The sequence below is a fragment of the Pseudomonas sp. 9AZ genome (genome assembly GCF_902506525.1).
GTDB classification, from domain to species: domain Bacteria; phylum Pseudomonadota; class Gammaproteobacteria; order Pseudomonadales; family Pseudomonadaceae; genus Aquipseudomonas; species Aquipseudomonas peli.
In genome coordinates this window covers 1,010,037-1,025,775 of the sequence record NZ_LR733840.1, presented here as the reverse complement: position 1 = coordinate 1,025,775, position 15,739 = coordinate 1,010,037, and the positions used below count along the sequence as shown (strand labels likewise).

Annotated in this window: 18 protein-coding genes and 1 riboswitch; of the genes, 8 read left to right on the top strand and 10 right to left on the bottom strand. The window is 62.4% G+C overall.

Going from position 1 to position 15,739, the window contains the following annotated elements; all coding sequences use genetic code 11:
- Positions 1 to 10: 10 nt before the first annotated feature.
- A riboswitch (cobalamin riboswitch) is annotated at positions 11 to 219 on the top strand.
- A gap of 54 nt (positions 220 to 273) precedes the next feature.
- A complete protein-coding gene (locus ALTER154_RS04940) occupies positions 274 to 954 on the top strand; it encodes an energy-coupling factor ABC transporter permease (RefSeq protein ID WP_160085486.1) in 681 nt (226 codons plus the stop codon).
- A 4-nt stretch (positions 955 to 958) separates the two neighbouring features.
- Here the strand turns inward: ALTER154_RS04940 and ALTER154_RS04935 are convergent, their stop codons facing one another.
- Positions 959 to 1,690 (bottom strand): hypothetical protein, encoded by a 732-nt coding sequence (locus ALTER154_RS04935; RefSeq protein WP_160085485.1) that lies wholly within the window; start codon positions 1,688 to 1,690, stop codon positions 959 to 961.
- Positions 1,691 to 1,798: 108 nt separating this feature from the next.
- Between ALTER154_RS04935 and ALTER154_RS04930 the strand changes: the two genes are divergently transcribed.
- Together ALTER154_RS04930 and amn are read left to right on the top strand one after the other, a co-directional pair.
- On the top strand, positions 1,799 to 2,125 hold the full coding sequence (locus ALTER154_RS04930; protein WP_160085484.1) for a DUF3703 domain-containing protein: 327 nt from the start codon (positions 1,799 to 1,801) through the stop codon (positions 2,123 to 2,125).
- Positions 2,126 to 2,208: 83 nt separating this feature from the next.
- Positions 2,209 to 3,681: an AMP nucleosidase gene (gene amn / locus ALTER154_RS04925; protein ID WP_160085483.1), complete on the top strand. Its 1,473-nt coding sequence runs from the start codon at positions 2,209 to 2,211 to the stop codon at positions 3,679 to 3,681.
- 4 nt (positions 3,682 to 3,685) lie between these two features.
- On the opposite strand, the gene ALTER154_RS04920 is transcribed toward amn, so the two are convergent.
- Positions 3,686 to 4,126 carry a GNAT family N-acetyltransferase gene (locus ALTER154_RS04920; protein WP_160085482.1) on the bottom strand — a complete coding sequence of 147 codons (441 nt, stop codon included), beginning with the start codon at positions 4,124 to 4,126 and terminating at the stop codon, positions 3,686 to 3,688.
- A 57-nt stretch (positions 4,127 to 4,183) separates the two neighbouring features.
- Positions 4,184 to 5,218, bottom strand: a complete 1,035-nt coding sequence (locus tag ALTER154_RS04915; protein WP_160085481.1) for an NAD(P)-dependent alcohol dehydrogenase — start codon at positions 5,216 to 5,218, stop codon at positions 4,184 to 4,186.
- Positions 5,219 to 5,422: 204 nt separating this feature from the next.
- Here ALTER154_RS04915 and ALTER154_RS04910 point away from each other — a divergent pair, with 204 nt between their 5' ends.
- Complete coding sequence (locus tag ALTER154_RS04910; RefSeq protein ID WP_178126359.1) at positions 5,423 to 5,992, top strand: pseudouridine synthase; 570 nt, start codon at positions 5,423 to 5,425, stop codon at positions 5,990 to 5,992.
- On the opposite strand, the gene ALTER154_RS04905 is transcribed toward ALTER154_RS04910, so the two are convergent.
- The 5 genes from ALTER154_RS04905 to ALTER154_RS04885 all read right to left on the bottom strand — a co-directional run bounded on the left by ALTER154_RS04905 (position 5,993) and on the right by ALTER154_RS04885 (position 9,111).
- Positions 5,993 to 6,385 (bottom strand): globin, encoded by a 393-nt coding sequence (locus tag ALTER154_RS04905; protein ID WP_160085479.1) that lies wholly within the window; start codon positions 6,383 to 6,385, stop codon positions 5,993 to 5,995.
- Positions 6,386 to 6,470: 85 nt separating this feature from the next.
- On the bottom strand, positions 6,471 to 6,689 hold the full coding sequence (locus ALTER154_RS04900) for a DUF2788 domain-containing protein (RefSeq protein WP_090249191.1): 219 nt from the start codon (positions 6,687 to 6,689) through the stop codon (positions 6,471 to 6,473).
- A 143-nt stretch (positions 6,690 to 6,832) separates the two neighbouring features.
- Positions 6,833 to 7,312, bottom strand: coding sequence for an Lrp/AsnC family transcriptional regulator (locus tag ALTER154_RS04895; RefSeq protein ID WP_090249188.1), 480 nt, complete (start codon positions 7,310 to 7,312; stop codon positions 6,833 to 6,835).
- A 385-nt stretch (positions 7,313 to 7,697) separates the two neighbouring features.
- Positions 7,698 to 8,564, bottom strand: coding sequence for a cation diffusion facilitator family transporter (locus ALTER154_RS04890; protein WP_160090019.1), 867 nt, complete (start codon positions 8,562 to 8,564; stop codon positions 7,698 to 7,700).
- A gap of 127 nt (positions 8,565 to 8,691) precedes the next feature.
- Positions 8,692 to 9,111 (bottom strand): polyribonucleotide nucleotidyltransferase, encoded by a 420-nt coding sequence (locus ALTER154_RS04885; RefSeq protein WP_090249184.1) that lies wholly within the window; start codon positions 9,109 to 9,111, stop codon positions 8,692 to 8,694.
- A gap of 166 nt (positions 9,112 to 9,277) precedes the next feature.
- Between ALTER154_RS04885 and hrpB the strand changes: the two genes are divergently transcribed.
- The gene (gene hrpB, locus ALTER154_RS04880; protein WP_160085478.1) at positions 9,278 to 11,812 is read left to right on the top strand and encodes an ATP-dependent helicase HrpB; all 2,535 of its coding nucleotides are present in this window, start codon (positions 9,278 to 9,280) and stop codon (positions 11,810 to 11,812) included.
- Between the two features lie 3 nt (positions 11,813 to 11,815).
- On the opposite strand, the gene ALTER154_RS04875 is transcribed toward hrpB, so the two are convergent.
- A complete protein-coding gene (locus ALTER154_RS04875) occupies positions 11,816 to 12,562 on the bottom strand; it encodes an ABC transporter substrate-binding protein (protein ID WP_090249180.1) in 747 nt (248 codons plus the stop codon).
- A 109-nt stretch (positions 12,563 to 12,671) separates the two neighbouring features.
- The gene (locus ALTER154_RS04870; RefSeq protein ID WP_160085477.1) at positions 12,672 to 13,763 is read right to left on the bottom strand and encodes an endonuclease/exonuclease/phosphatase family protein; all 1,092 of its coding nucleotides are present in this window, start codon (positions 13,761 to 13,763) and stop codon (positions 12,672 to 12,674) included.
- Positions 13,764 to 13,864: 101 nt separating this feature from the next.
- On the opposite strand from ALTER154_RS04870, the gene ALTER154_RS04865 reads away from it, so the two are divergent.
- From ALTER154_RS04865 to ALTER154_RS04855, 3 genes are read left to right on the top strand one after another with little or no spacing between them, the layout of a single operon-like run.
- On the top strand, positions 13,865 to 14,104 hold the full coding sequence (locus ALTER154_RS04865; RefSeq protein WP_090249176.1) for a CDGSH iron-sulfur domain-containing protein: 240 nt from the start codon (positions 13,865 to 13,867) through the stop codon (positions 14,102 to 14,104).
- Between the two features lie 36 nt (positions 14,105 to 14,140).
- Positions 14,141 to 14,986 (top strand): SDR family oxidoreductase, encoded by an 846-nt coding sequence (locus ALTER154_RS04860; protein WP_160085476.1) that lies wholly within the window; start codon positions 14,141 to 14,143, stop codon positions 14,984 to 14,986.
- Positions 14,986 to 15,732: an ABC transporter substrate-binding protein gene (locus tag ALTER154_RS04855; RefSeq protein ID WP_160085475.1), complete on the top strand. Its 747-nt coding sequence runs from the start codon at positions 14,986 to 14,988 to the stop codon at positions 15,730 to 15,732. The genes ALTER154_RS04860 and ALTER154_RS04855 overlap by 1 nt, the downstream gene beginning before the upstream one ends.
- The last annotated feature ends 7 nt before the right edge of the window (positions 15,733 to 15,739 follow it).

Genomic DNA, 15,739 nt, shown 5'->3' with positions numbered 1-15,739 from the left:
GCGGCCGCCGGGTAAGGTGGCCGCCGATGGTTCCAGCCCGTGTGATGCGACTGGATGAAAAGGGAACATGGAAAGCACCACAACCGGTGCCGAAGCCATGGCTGCCCCCGCAACTGTAAACGGCGAGCGACGCCCAGATGCCACTGACCGCAAGGTTGGGAAGGCGGGTGGAGTATCAAGCCGTGAGCCAGGAGACCTGCCATCGAAGTAGGGCGCTTATGCCCATTCCCTCAATCCGGATCATCGCGCGGTGGGCGCGGTACAGGAATCGCTATGCACATCGAACCAGAAGTCGTTACTGGCGCCAAACTCTTCCTCAGTTATGCAACCGCCGCAGGTGCCTTTGGCCTCACGGCCAAGCTTGCCCTCGACAGCGTACGCAGCAATGGTGGCGCCGCCGCCCTGGCGCTGCGTAGCCTGCTAACCACCGCCTTGGTGTTCTGCTTCTTCGAGGTCTTTCCGCACCATGCGGTCGGGGTTTCCGAGGTACACCTGATCCTCGGCTCGACCCTGCTGCTGCTGTTTGGCGCGGGTGCCACGGCTGTTGGTCTGGCGCTCGGCTTATTACTGCAGGGGCTGCTCTTTGCTCAGTTTGACCTGCCGCAGTACGGCATGAACGTCACCACGTTGCTGGTGCCGCTGTGGGCGATCAGTGTGCTGGCCAAGCGCATTATCGCGCCGGGCACCGCCTATGTAGACCTCTCCTACAAACAGGCGTTGGCGCTGTCGACCGCCTATCAGGGTGGCATCGTCGCCTGGGTCGGCTTCTGGGCGTTCTATGGCAACGGTTTCTCCGGTGAGAACCTGGCGGCCGTGGGCAGTTTTGGTCTGGCCTATATGAGCGTGATCCTGATCGAGCCACTGGTTGATCTGGGTGTGCTGGCCGCTGCCAAGGCACTGTCCGCTTATAGCCGTGGGCCGCTGTTCAACACGCGTCTGCATCAGCCGGCCTGATTGACTACTGGCGGCGCTGCCAGATCAGCTTGCCGGTATTGCTCTCAGTGACCAGGTACTGGTCACTGAAGCGGTAGTAAGCGGCGGGCTGATAATCGCTGCGGCCCTGCATCTGCACTTCCAACAAGCCGTTGTTGCTCTGCCAGCGGCCGCTGTATTGCAGCTCGCCAGGGCTGTCGTAGTTCCAATCAGCGCCACCTGCCACACTGCGCGTCCACTGCGAAACGCTGCCGTCATCACTCAGTTGCAGAATCATCTGGGTGGTCATTGAGGCGAAATTGGCACCGCCGCTGTTGATGATCTTCTCGTGTACCCAAGTGCCGATCAGCGCCGGATCGCGTGTGGCGCTGCTGCTTGGTGCTGCCGCTGCAGCGTTAAGGTTCTGCCGGTGGAACAGCGCCTTGCGCTCCAAGGTGGCCCCGGTCGTCGGGTTGCGTGCGGCAATATGGGCGTTGAGCATGCCATTGGCGTAAGTGGCGTTCATATTGGCGATCAACTGGCCAGATTGCGCATCACTGATCTGAGCCCGGAGCAGTTGCCCGTCAAAGGTGCCGCTGATCTGCAGGTGCAGCCTGCCACCTTCCACGTACTCCCCCATGACCTGCTGGCCCTGGCTGCGCAGGTGCATTTCGGCTGGCTGGCCGTCCAGCGTGGTCAGGTAGTGGCCATCCAGGCTATCGGCCAGCAGAAAACTGGGTAACAGACAGAGCACAAATGTGACCAGGGCGCGCGGCATGAGTTTTCCTTAGAAGACGAGCTGACAGAAGATTAGCAACGGATGCTTGACCTGGGGGCCGCCCCACACTTGCAGACTGGCAACGCAGCTTAATAGAGGAGCGTTGCCATGACCCGTGAACAAGCCTTCTGGCAGGAGTACCAACTGGCCCGCGCTCAGCGCGGCACTGATCCCACTGCCGAGCTGCGTCATCTGGAGCGGGCGCATATTCTCGGTCAGCGTTATTTCAGCGAGCACCTGCGCAGCCACCTGTGGATGCTCGCTTGGGCCTGGCGTCAGCGTGACTGGGCCGAGGGCCTGGCACAACTGCTGCGTATCCCCGGTAGCCTGGGTTCGCTGCTGGGGCTGTTTCCCTTGGGTAATCCGGGTACACGGCGCGTCGGCCCGCTTACCCCGCAGGCTGTGCCCGAGGATCTGCAGGCGCTACTCAAGTAGCCTGCGCGGGCAACGTCGCGCTATCGCAAGCGCGGCGGATCAGGGCAAGATAGAGCCATTCCGATCAGCCAGGAAGGTGCCTTGTGAACCCTTGTTCCGATGACTTTATTGTCGCCAACACCGCTGAAGAAGCAGTGGATCGTCTGGCCGCCTTGCACCTGCAGGCGACCACGGGCTTGAGTCAGGCGCTCAAGCGCTACCTGAAAGAGCGCGTCAAACCGGATGCCGCTCAGCAGTGCCAGTTCCGCTACCCTGAGTTGCGTCTGGTCTACCTGTGTCAGGGCGAAGTGCCGACCACCGTGCGCGCCTACGCCAAGGTGCAGGTGCCGGGCACCTACAGCATCACCGTCACCCACCCGGCAGCGTTTCGTAAATACCTGCTGGAGCAGCTGCGCCCGCTGATGAGCGACTTCACCGTGCGTGTGGAAGTGGGCATCAGCCAGCAGAACATTCCTTATCCGTACGTGGTTGAACAGGGCGATGAGCTGGCCGGCTCCGGGGTGACTGCCGCCGAGTTGGCGCGGGTGTTCCCCAGTACCGATCTGTCCGCCGCAACCGATGGTACAGCCGATGGCCTGTACGACTGGGAAAACACCGACCCGCTGCCGCTGGCGCTGTTCGACGCCGCGCGGGTGGATTTCTCCCTGCGCCGCCTGGTGCATTACACCGGTAGCGACTGGCGGCATGTGCAGCCGTGGATTCTGCTGACCAACTACCACCGCTACGTCGACCAATTTATTCGCCATGGTCTGGACATGCTGGTCGGTGAGTCGCGCTTCAACCGCATGGTGCTGCCGGGCAACGTGGTGATCGAGCGCGGCATGGCCGAAGGTGAGATGCAGGCGATTATCGAGAACGTCATTTGGCACCGCTACCAGATGCCGGCCTACCACCTGCAGGCTGAGGACGGCCACGGCATTACCTTGGTCAACATCGGTGTCGGCCCATCCAACGCCAAGAACATCACCGATCACCTGGCTGTGCTGCGTCCGCATTGCTGGCTGATGATTGGCCACTGTGGCGGCCTGCGTCAGTCGCAGACCATTGGCGACTACGTGCTGGCTCACGCCTATATGCGCCGCGACGGCATTCTTGATCGCGTGCTGCCGCCGCATATCCCACTGCCTGCCCTGGCCGAGGTGCAGCAGGCGTTGCAGGAAGCGGCCAAGTTGGTGACCGGTGAAGAGGGCGATGAGCTGAAGAAGCGTCTGCGTACCGGCACCGTGCTGACCTACGACGACCGCAACTGGGAACTGCGCTGGGCCCAGGAGCGGCCGTTGATCAACCTGTCCCGCGCCGTGGCCGTGGACATGGAAAGCGGCACCATCGCCGCGCAAGGTTATCGCCTGCGCGTGCCCTATGGCACGCTGCTGTGCGTGTCCGACAAACCGCTGCACAGCGAGATCAAACTGCCGGGTGCGGCCGGTGCCTTCTATGAGCGCGCGGTCACCCAGCACCTGCATATCGGCATCACCGCGCTGGAACTGATGCGCAGCCAGCTCAACTCGCTGCACTCGCGCAAGCTGCGCAGCTTTGATGAGCCGCCGTTCCGCTAACGCATCAAGCGAGGCGCAGGTGCAGAATCGGGAAAGGCCGCCCGCCGCCATCCAGCGGTGAGCGGCCTTCGACTGCTAAGCCCTGGCTCAGGTAGAAACCCAGCGCCTGGAGGTTCTGCTCATTGACGTCGACCTGGTGTGCGCCGAGGCGTACCACTGCGTCGTTGAGCAGTGCTCGACCAATGCCCATGCCGTGGTACTGCGGGTCAACGAACAGCATCTCGACCTTGCCTTCGGCATAGCCGAGAAAACCGGCGATCGTGCCATCGTCGCCACGTATGCAACTGAGCTGAACCAGGGGGAAGTACTGCTCGATCAGTAAGGGTTTGAGCAGCTGAATGTCGTGCTCTTCGAGAAAGTCATGGGTAGCGCGTACGGCTGCTTCCCACACTTCAAGCAAGCGCGGGAAGTCGGTGGCGCGGGGTGTTTCGATCGGGTGCGGCATGTGTGGCTCAGCGGCGGTGAAAAAGGGGCAAATCATGCAGCTGATTTGCCCCTGCTGTCACTTGCTGGCGTCCAGCACCACGCGGTAACGCGCTTTGCCGGCGCGCAGGTGGTCAATGGCGTCGTTGACCTTGCTCATGGGGAAGTGCTCGACCTGCGGCAGGATTTGATGGCGCGCGCAGAACTCGAGCATTTTCGCCATGTTGGCCGGTGAGCCAACCGGTGAGCCAGACAGGCTCTTCTGTTTGGGAATCAGGTTGAACACATGCACCGGGATCGCGCTTGGTACGATGCCGACAAAGTGCAACCGGCCTTTACCACGCAGGGTGCCGATCATAGCGCTCCAGTCCAGGTCGGCACTGGCCGTGACCAGCAGGAAATCCAGGCTGCCGGCAATCGCTTTCAGCGCTGCGCTGTCGGTCGAGGCCACCACTTTGTGTGCGCCCAGGCGTTTGGCTTCTTCCTGTTTGCTCAGCGATGAAGTGAATGCGGTGACTTCGCAGCCCCAGGCATTGAGAAAGCTCAGCGCCAGGTGACCAAGGCCGCCGATGCCGACCACGCCGACCTTGTCGGTGGGTTTTACATCGAAATCCAGCAGCGGGCTAAACACCGTGGAGCCTGCGCAGAACAGCGGGCCGACCAGCGCTGGCTCGAGGCCGTCTGGCAGTGGTACTGCCCAGGCCCAGTGGCTACGCAGGCGGTCGGCGAAACCGCCGTTGCTACCGACAATCGTTGGTTTTACCGTGCCGCACAGCTGGTGCGAGCCTTCCATGCACGAGCTGCAATGCATGCAGCTGCCCTTGTACCAGCCTATGCCTACACGTTGGCCGAGTTTGAGGCCGCGTGCCTGGGGGCCGAGACGCACCACGGTGCCGACCACTTCATGGCCGGGGATAAAGGGATAGCGCGCGTTGCCCCATTCGTTGTCGATCATCGACTGGTCGGAGTGGCAGATGCCGCAGTATTCCACCGCCACTTCCACTTCTTCGGCGCCCAGCGGGCCGGGGTCATAACTGTGCGGTTCGAGGGGCGCGCCGGGGGCTTTGGCGGCCCAGCCGGTAAAGGTATTGACGATGGATTCGGACGAACTCATAACAATGGCCTCGGGACGGGAAACACAACTTTGCCAGCATAGCCCGCTACACCAGCCAAGGCTGCGCGGATCACTCAGCCTGATAGTCCAACCTTGGCCTCGGTTACACTGGCAGCCTCGTAACCTGTTGCTGGATCACCTATGTCGCGCCCACCTCGCCCTGCGTCCCCTCGTCCGCACAGCGGCAAACCTGCCGTGCGCCGCGTGGCCAAGGCACCGCCCGCCGAGCCGCGTTTGCTGGTGCTGAACAAACCCTTCGACGTGCTGACCCAGTTCAATGACGACCAGGGCCGCGCCACCCTCAAGGATTTTGTCGATGTGCCCGGCGTCTATCCGGCCGGTCGGCTGGACCGTGATAGCGAAGGTCTGTTGCTGTTGACCAATGACGGCGGCCTGCAGGCCCGCATCGCCGATCCCAAGCACAAGCTGGCGAAAACCTATTGGGTGCAGGTGGAGGGCGAACCGAACGGCGTGCAATTGCAGCAGCTGCGTGACGGCGTGCAGTTGAATGACGGCCCAACCCTGCCAGCCGAAGCTCGGTTACTGGATGAGCCGCAGCTGTGGGAGCGCAACCCGCCGGTGCGCTTTCGCAAAAGCATCCCGACGGCCTGGCTGGAGCTGGTGATTCGCGAGGGGCGCAACCGTCAGGTACGCCGTATGACCGCCGCTGTTGGGCTGCCAACGCTGCGCCTGGTGCGCGTGCGTATCGGCCCGTTCAGCCTGGATGATTTGCAGCCGGGGCAGTGGCGCGAAGTGCCGGCCCGGCTGGATTGATCAGTAACCAGCTTTGATAACGGCGATGCCTTTATCCAGCACCTCATTCCAGGCGTTGCGGGTTTCGTTGCAGTACTGCTGATCATGCTCGCCGATGGTTTGTAGCAACGCTTGCTGCCACAGCACATACAGCTCTGGGCGGATGTCCATGGCGGCGCGGGAGTGGCTGCAGCCCAGGGCGCGCAGCTTGGTATCAGGCATGCCGCGCGCATGCATCACCAGATTGAGAATGCCCTGACGCAGAAGGAGCTTTTGTCCGTTCATCTCGGTATTGGCAAACTTCTCGCGCACCTCGGGTGAGCTGGCGAGGAAATGCCGGTAAAAGCTGTCGAAAAAATCAGGGCTGGCGCAGCAGCGGCCATAGCTCTGCATCACCCGGTCGGAAGGGGACATGAATGCTCCTGGAGGAAGGCGGAAAGGCGCATTCTAGAGCAGTTTGCTGCGGCTTGGTGTGCAGTGGTCGGCGCGGGGCAGCTTTCTAGCCGTGGATGCCGCGACTTGCTTCGATGATGTAGGTGATGACCGGTTTGGCCAGGAAGGCAAACAGGCACAGGCCCAGGCCGAGGAACAGGATGGCGGTGCCCAAACGGCCGGCTTTGGAGGTTTTTGCCAGGTCCCAGATGATGAAGAACATAAAAACCATCAGCCCGCCGACCAGGGCGTACATCATCAGGGATTCGAACTGTTCGGTTTCCATTCGGGCCTCGTGAACCTGCAGGTGCTCGGCTGGGTGCCGACCAGCGCTATGCGAGGCGCATGAAAGGAAGGCCATCGCACAGAGGCCGCGATTATACGCACCATCGGCGGCTCTGCCAGCCGACCACTGCCAAGGTGCGGCGATCAGCCGCGCAGGTGCTGTAACGGCAGCTGAGTACTGGAGAGAATCTGTTGCAGCACAAAGCTGGAGCGCACGCTGGAAACGCCCTCGATGCGGGTCAGGGTACCCAGCAGCAGTTTCTGGTAATGATCCATATCCGGTACCACCACCTTGAGCTGATAGTCCGCGTCCATCCCTGTCACCAGGCAGCATTCCAGCACTTGCGGGCATTTGCGGATTTCTTCCTGAAAATGCTCAAAGCGTTCCGGGGTGTGCTTGTCCATGCCGATCAGCACGTAGGCGGTCAGCGTCAGGCCGAGCTGTTTACGGTCGAGCAGGGCGACCTGACCGAGGATATAACCATCGTCTTCGAGCTGTTTGACCCGCCGCGAGCAAGGGGAGGGCGACAGGCCGATGCGTTCGGCCAGGTCTTGGTTGGACAGGGTGGCGTCGCGCTGCAATTCAGCGAGGATATTCAGGTCGTAACGATCAAGTCTGTTCATCTCTATCCTGCTTTCGTTATTAGGTTGTGCAGAATGATGCGCTTGTGGTTATTAATTGCGCAAGTGGTGGGTATTTCAGCAATGTTCGCAATCTTTCACTACGTCGGCAGGCGTAAGCTTTACCTCAACTTCAAGGCCCGGACGACACGTCCAGCCGCCTCGCCCAATCAGGTGAGCGGTCGCCGCCGATCCAACCGGATCGTCACGGCACCCGGGTTCGCACTGCCCAACCAGGTAGGCGAAGAAAAGGCGTTACCATCGCCACAATGACGGACACGCAAAAAAGGGGAAGGCCTGCAGGCCTTCCCCTTTTTTGTGCCCGCTGTCTTCGGCTGCGCGCCGCTAAACATGGTGTCAGGCGACTCCTGTTACCTGCTCGCTACCTTCAAGAGGCCGTTGCTGGCGGTGCCACATTGCTTGGGTCGGCGTGTACCAGTACCTCGGCGCGGGGGAACTCGCTGCGGATCGCCGCTTCAACCTGATCGCACAGGCCGTGGGCATGCTGCAGGCTCAACTCGCCCGGCAGCTCCACATGCAGCTGCACAAACCAGTGGGTGCCGGAGAGCCGCGTGCGCAAGTCATGCACGCCCAGCACGCCGGGCACGGCGCAGGCCAGGCTGTGCATCTGTGCGCTGATCTGCGGGTCGAGCTCCTGATCCATCAGTACGGTGGCGGCTTCGCGGACGATGCTGATGGCGCTCCAGAAGATATACAGGGCAATGCCGATACCGAAGATGGCGTCCAGTTGCGGCCAGCCGTAACTGGCCAGCAGCAGTGCCAGGAGGATGCTGCTGTTGAGTAACAAATCCGAGCGGTAGTGCAGCGAATCGGCGCGAATCGCGGTGGAGCCGGTCAATTTCACCACATGGTTCTGAAACATCAGCAGGGCGATGGTCACCGCCAGTGACAGTAGCATCACCGCGATGCCCAAGGCCGGTGCACCAATCGGTTCGGGATTGAGCAGGCGGTCGATGGCGTGACTGCCGACTAAGATCGCGCTGGCGCCGATAAACAGCGCCTGGCCCAGGCCAGCCAGGGCTTCGGCCTTACCGTGACCGTAGCGGTGATCCTCATCGGCCGGGCGCAGGGCGTAGTGCACGGCGATCAGGTTGAGCAGCGAAGCGGCGCCATCAAGCAGCGAGTCGGTCAGCCCCGCCAGCAGGCTGACCGAGCCGCTGAGCCACCAGGCAATGGCTTTGGCCAGTGCCAGCGTAAGTGCCGCCGCCAGTGCGGCGAAGGTCGCCAGGCGCATCAGGCGGGCGTGTTGCGGCTGTATGTTCACGGGTTATCCAGAGTGGGGACGTTCTGCCAAGGCTAGCGCTAAATAACAAAAGCCCGTCGTAAAACGGGCTTTCAGTATGAGCTTGCTGTTACCGGGCTTAGGCTGCTGGGCGCAGGCCATAGGCTGCCAGTTGCTCCGCACTGCCGCTGTGCTGAATCAGACGCGGGTCATCAAGCGGCAGGCTGTGGCCCGTTTGCACTTCGATCAGTGCCTTGAGCTTGATCGGATCGACCTTGCCGTCAGCATCCACCACATTCTGCAGGTCTTGCGGGTCAACTTGGGAGGTCAGGCCGCCCGGTAGGTAGATCGCGCCGGTGGCGAAGTCGATACCAAAGGCGATCAGTCCTGGGATCACATAGAACAGGATGCCGATAGCGTTGAGCCCAGCGACCATGGGGTCGATGCGGCCTTCGATCTGGCCACGGCGATCCGGGAAGAACAGGGTGCCGCAGGCGGTCAGTTGGGTGAGCAACGCGGCGACGATAAGGCCACCGATAACGCGGGTTTGGGTGCGCATTGAACATCTCCATGGAAAAAGTGGCGCAACTATACCAATGCCTGTATTGCAATGCCGCTGCGTCAGGCGCTGCCAGCGCTATTTCGCGCAGCCATACCTAACACTCAGACAGCGCCAATGCTCTACAGGTTCGCCGTTATAATCCCGCGCCTTGAATGGAGCCCGCATGAATTCCCTGCCAATCGATGTGCTGCTGCCTGAGCTGTGTCAGGCCCTTGCCCTGCGTGACGAAGCGGTGCTGGAAGCGCCGCCCGGTGCCGGCAAGACCACCCGTGTGCCGCTGGCGCTGCTGGAGCAGCCCTGGCTGGACGGGCAGACCATCATCATGCTTGAGCCACGTCGGCTGGCAGCGCGCGCTGCGGCCGAGCGACTGGCCAGCGAGCTGGGTGAGGCGGTGGGGGAAACCGTCGGTTATCGCATCCGCCTGGACAGCAAGGTCGGCCCGCGCACCCGTATCGAAGTGGTCACCGAAGGCATTCTGGCGCGGCGGCTGCAGGACGACCCTGCGCTGGAAGGCGTCGGCCTGGTGATCTTCGATGAATTTCATGAGCGCAGTCTGGATGCGGACCTGGCGCTGGCGCTGTGCCTGAATGGTCGAGCGATGTTTCGTGGTGCGGACTCCGGCGAACTGCCGCTCAAGGTGCTGCTGATGTCGGCAACCCTGGAAGGTGAGCGGTTGGCGGGCCTGCTCGGCGATGCGCCGGTGCTGCGCAGCGAAGGGCGGATGTTCCCCGTGGATATCCGCTGGGGCGCGCCCTGGCAGGCGGGCGAGTGGGTCGAGCCGAAAGTGCTACAAGCCATCCTGCAAGCGCTGGCCGATGAACCGGGCAGCCTGCTGGTGTTTCTACCGGGGCAGGCGGAGATTCGCCGGGTCAATGAACAACTGGCAGAGTCCCTGGCCGGACGGCGCGATGTTCTGCTCTGCCCGCTGCATGGCGAACTGGATCTTAGCGCCCAGCGCGCTGCCATCGAGCCTTCACCAACGGGCCTGCGCAAGGTGGTGCTGGCGACCAACATCGCTGAAACCAGTCTGACCATCGATGGCGTGCGGGTAGTGATTGATGCCGGTCTGGCGCGGGTACCGCGCTTTGACCCGAACAGCGGCATGACCCGCCTGGACACCCAGCGCATTTCCCGCGCCTCGGCCACCCAGCGCAGCGGGCGGGCCGGGCGCTTGCAGCCGGGCGTCTGTTATCGGCTGTGGTCGCAGGCGCAGCATGAGCAATTGGCGGCCTACGGCACGGCGGAAATGCTCCAGGCCGACCTTGCCGGCCTGGCCTTGCAATTGGTGCGCTGGGGCGTGCAGCCGGCCGAACTGGTCTGGCTTGATCCGCCGCCGGCAGCCGCCTATGCCCAGGCTTTGGAGCTGTTGGGACGGCTGGGCGCGGTGGATGCTCAAGGCAAACTGACCGCTCACGGTCAGGCCATGGCTGAGCTGCCGACTCATCCACGTATCGCCCATCTGCTGCTGCGCGGTCAGGAGTTGGGCCTTGGCCCATTGGCCTGCGATCTTGCTGCGTTGCTCGGCGAACGCGACATTCTGCGTGGCGCGGGCGCTGATCTGCACAGCCGATTGGCCTTGCTGGCGGGTGAGTCACGCGGCGCGCGCGGCAGTCAGGGCGGGGTGCAGCGCGCCCGGCAACTGGCCCGGCAGTTTCAGGGGTACCTCAAGCGCCGGCCCAGCCCGCAGGCAGTCAGCGATCCCGAGCATCCGCGCTGGCTGGGCGCGTTGCTGGCGTTTGCCTACCCGGATCGCATCGCTCAGCAGCGGCGTGACGGCGGCGCGGAATACCGTTTGGCCAACGGCCGTGCAGCGCTGTTTACCGAAGTCGATGGCCTGATGAAACACAGCTGGCTGGTGGTGGCGGACCTGGGCAGTCGTCAGGGGCAGCGTGAAGAGCGTATCTACCTGGCCGCTGAGCTGGAACCAAAGCTATTCGAGGGGGTGCTGGCTGAGCAGGTCAGCAACCTGGACGTGCTGGATTGGGATGAACGCGAAGGCGCCCTGCGCGCCGAACGCCAGCGCAAGGTCGGTGAGCTGGTGTTGTCACGCGAGGCGTTGACCGGGCTCGATGCGCAACAGCGCAGTCGCGCCATGCTCGGCCTTGTGCGGCGCAAGGGCCTGGCGCTGCTGCCCTGGACGCCGGAGTTACGCCAGTGGCAGGCGCGAGTGGCGTTGCTGCGCACGCTGGATCTGGCCAGCAAGGGCACCAGCGAATGGCCCGATGTCAGTGATACCACCTTGCTGGCGACGCTGGAGAGTTGGCTACAGCCCTATCTGGATAACGTCACCCGGCTCAGTCACTTCGCCAATCTGGATTTGCCCAGCCTGTTGCTGAATCTGCTGCCCTGGCCGCTGCCGCAGCGTCTGGATGAGTTGGCGCCACGCAGCGTGCAGGTGCCGTCTGGTTCGCGCATCAGCCTGGATTACAGCGAGCAGCCGCCGGTGTTGGCGGTGCGTTTACAGGAGCTGTTCGGTCTGGCCGATACGCCACGCATTGCCGGTGGCCGCCAGGTGGTCAAGTTGCACCTGCTGTCGCCGGCGCGGCGGCCCGTGCAGGTGACTCAGGACTTGGCCAACTTCTGGCGCAGCACCTATGCCGAGGTGAAGAAAGATCTCAAGGGCAGGTACCCGAAACACTACTGGCCGGATGATCCGCTGATCGCCGAACCCACCGCGCGGGCCAAGCCGCGTAAGTAGGCCTCAGGGCAGGCGCAGGTCTTCGCCGGCCGCCTGAAGCTCGGCATAGGCACGATCCAGCGCATCGCGCAGGGCTTCGGCGCCGGGGGCTTTATTGGACACAATCAGCTTCAGCGGGATGCGCTGCAGCTCCACATACGGCAGCTCGGACATGCCCAGGCGTTTGCGCGCCTGCTCCACCGGGGTTTGGTAATCGAGAAGGAAGTCGCCGCGGCGGCGCTGGAGCATTTCCAATGCGGCGGTGTGGGTGCCGGTGCGGTGTTGCTCTACGGCCAGTTGCGGGTCGTTGAGCATTTCGTTGACCGTCTGCCAGTAGGTGTAACCACTGATCATGATCACGCCGCGACCCTTGAGGTCGTCAGGCAGGCGCGGCATCAGGGTGTCCCGGCGGAAATACAGGTTGAGCACGATCTCGCCCAACAGGGTTTGGGTTTCCAGGGTGTGCTCGCGCAATTCCAGTTTGCCCGGTGCGCCCGGCCAGACCTGTACGCTGCCATCCTGAATAGCGTTGTACAGCCGTGCGCTGGGGTAGGAGCGCAGTGTGGTGCGATAGCCCGCATGTTCCAGCAGGCGTTTGCTCAACTGCAATATGGCGCCTTTGGCGCGCCCTTGGCTGTCCGTGTAGGAATAAGGTGGAAACTCGTAATATCCCACGTGCACCAATGGTCGCGAATCATCGGCGGCAGAAGCGGCGAGGCTGGCGCTGCAGTGCAAGGCTACAGCCAGCGCGAGGCAGAGAAATCGTGGCATCAAATGGGTACGTACTGCGGCTATCTGCCGTCTTTTCGTTATAAAAATGTCACACAACCCGAGCATGGCTAACTGCAAGCATTTTTGTCCAGTGGCTTGCTGAAAAAGCTTAGTCCAGCGTCGGCAGCAGCAGGCGGGCGAGCACCGGCAGGTGGTCAGAAATGCCTAAGCTGTCGTGTTGGCGTACCTGGCTGTCGAGTAGCGTCAGCTGTGGGCTGTGGAACAGGTAGTCGAGGGTACGATCCGGGCCAGTCACTGCCGGATCGTTGGGGTAATGGGTGTACCAGCGCGTCTGTTCGGCGCCGCTGGCCTGCTCCGGGCTCGGCACCATCGGGTAGCGCTCAGCCAGTTGCTGCAACTCACTGGTGGGGCTGTACCAGCTGCGCTGGTTCTCAGGCAGGCGCTGGTACTGGCCGGGAGGCAGTAGGTTGAAGTCGCCGCCGATCACCCAGGGTATGCCGTCGGCCTGGAGCTGGTCGAGCAGGCTGCGGGTCATGGCCACTTGGCGCTGCATGGTGTCATTGCCTTGGGCGAAGGCATCCAGATGGGTGTTGATGGCGACCAGTTCGCCACCGCCACGCACGGGTAGGTGACTGACCAGCAAGGCACGCTTGAGGTTGAATTGGCGGCTGATCAGGTTGGCGGGCATCAGCGGCAGTTGCAGGCGTTCGGCGTGGGATATCTGGAAGCGGCTGAGGGTGCCCAGCTGCATGCCGACGCTGCCGAGAATCTGCGGGTGCGGCACAAAGGCGGCTTTCCAGTAATAGGCATGGCTGCTGCACGGATACAGGTCGCTTAAACGCTCGTGCAACAGTGCGAGCTGGTTCTGATAGTCCGTGGCTTTGGCCCCGTTGTGCAGTTCTTGCAGCAGGACGATATCGGGCTGTTCGTCACGCAGAATGCGGGCGACTTCATCCAGGGTAAACGCCAAGTCTTGCGCGCTGGGGCGCTGGTCGGGGCCATTGCCACCGACCAGGTCGTACCAGAACACATAGCGCTTGCCGGCCAGGTATTGGATGTTCCAGGTCATCACTTTCAGAGCCTGGCCAGGTTGCAGTTGCGGCGCGCTGGTCTGGCAGCTCACGGGGGCGGCTTCGCGGGCGGCTGGGTGCCAGGTCAGGCTGTAGATCAGTGCCGCCAGCACGCAGCACAGGCTAGCCAGGCTGAGCAGGAGAAGGCGCAGGAATCGGGGCAGGGGCATAAACAGGATCGCCGGCAGGTGAACTATGCTGTGGGAGCATACCGGAGATGGCCGATGCTGCCGATGTTGCAGGGCCTTGCTCGGGTGCTTCAGGAGGTCACATGACTCACCCAACGATTGCCCAGCGCAGCCCCTATGCGGTTGCGGTCACCGCCGGCAACGACTACTTCTGGTGCCGCTGCGGGCTCAGCGCCGCACAGCCGTTCTGCGACGGCAAGCATAAAGGCAGCGGTTTCACCCCGTTGAAGTTCCACGCAGACGAGGACGCCACCCTGTACTTCTGTGGCTGCAAGCACACCCAGATACCGCCTTGTTGCGATGGCAGCCATAACAGGTTGTAGTAACCGCCTTTGCAGTCACTGGGTTGGAGACAGGTTATGTACCGCAAGGTGTTCGCCAACAAGGTATTCGACCGTAAAGTTGTGGTGATTACGGGCGGCTGTGCCGGTATTGGCCGCGCGCTGGCGATGCGCTTGGCACAGGCCGGCGCACGGCTGGTGATCTTTGATTTGCAGCAGCAGGCGCTCGACAGCCTGGTGCAGCACCTGGCCGATCATCACAATGCTGAGGCCCTGGGCGTGCTCTGTGATGTGGCTGATGCGGCGGCAGTTGAGCGGGCGATGGCGCTGACCGTCGAGCGTTTTGGCGGCATTGATGTACTGGTCAATAATGCCGGCATTACCCACCGCAGCAGCTTTGCCGACACGGAGTTAGCGGTGTTTCAGCGGATTATGGCGGTCAACTATTTTGGCGCGCTGCACTGCACCAAGTCCGCTCTGCCCAGTTTGATCGCCCGCGGCGGGCAGATCATCGTGCTCAGCTCTCTCTCAGGCTTTGCGCCGCTGCTTTATCGCAGTGCCTACAACTCCAGCAAGCATGCCCTGCATGGTCTTTTTGAAACCCTGCGCTATGAGCTGAAGGGCTCCGGGGTCAATGTGATGCTGGTATGCCCTGGCTTTACCGCCACTGATTTGCGCAAAAATGCCTTGGTCGGTGACGGCTCGGTGGCGGCGCAACCTCCGTTGGCTATGGGCTCGGTGGCTTCGCCGCAGGATGTCGCTGAGGCTATCTACCAAGGTGCCTTGAAGCGTCGTCGGCTGCTGGTATTGTCCAATGTCGACTGGCGCGCGCGGGTGTTGGCGCGGTTCTTCCCGCGGCTGTTCGAGCGGGTGCTGCTGCCGCGCCTGTCTGGCTTGAAGCCGCAGCGTGCAGGACGGTCCTGATGCGCCGCGCATGGCCCGTTTTACTGCTGTTGCTCGGTGCGCCGCTGCACGCCGAGGAGCCGCCTGCGTTGCGGGTCATGACCGATATCTGGCCACCGTTCCGTATGCAGGAGGGTGATGGCCCGCTAACGGGGCTAGACATTGATGTGCTCGAGCAGCTTACTCAGCGCACCGGGTTGCGCTTCGATGTCCAGCGCGCGCCCTGGGCGCGCGGTTTGGCGGCGCTGCAGAACGGCAAGGCGGACTTGATGACGGGGTTGGCGAAAACCCCTGAGCGTGAGGGTTATATCCATTACCTCGCACAGCCTTACTACGCTTGTGCGCCGCGTTTCTATGCTGCACCGGCGCAGGCCAAGGCGCTGCAGAGCTACAGCCAGTTGGCCAGTCTGACGATCGGCCATGTGCTGGAGTCGGCGTACTTCGAACCGTTTGATTCGGATCCGCAACTGCGCAAAACCGCGGTCAATACTGAAGGGCAGTTACTGGAAATGCTGGTGCGTGGTCGCTTGCAAACGGTGATCGGCACTGATTGCCAGGTCGACTATGAATTGCGCGATGCGCGCTGGAATGGCCATATCGCCAAGGCGGTGTTTCAGCCCGAGGCACACACCGATTTGTACATTGGCTTCTCCCGCCAGCGCGGCTTGCAGGCGCAGTATCAGCAGGTAAGCGAAGCACTGGCGCAGATGCAGGCTGAAGGCTGGATCGCCAAGGCGGCGCAGCGTTATCAGTCCACCGCGCCTTGAGCTGCAA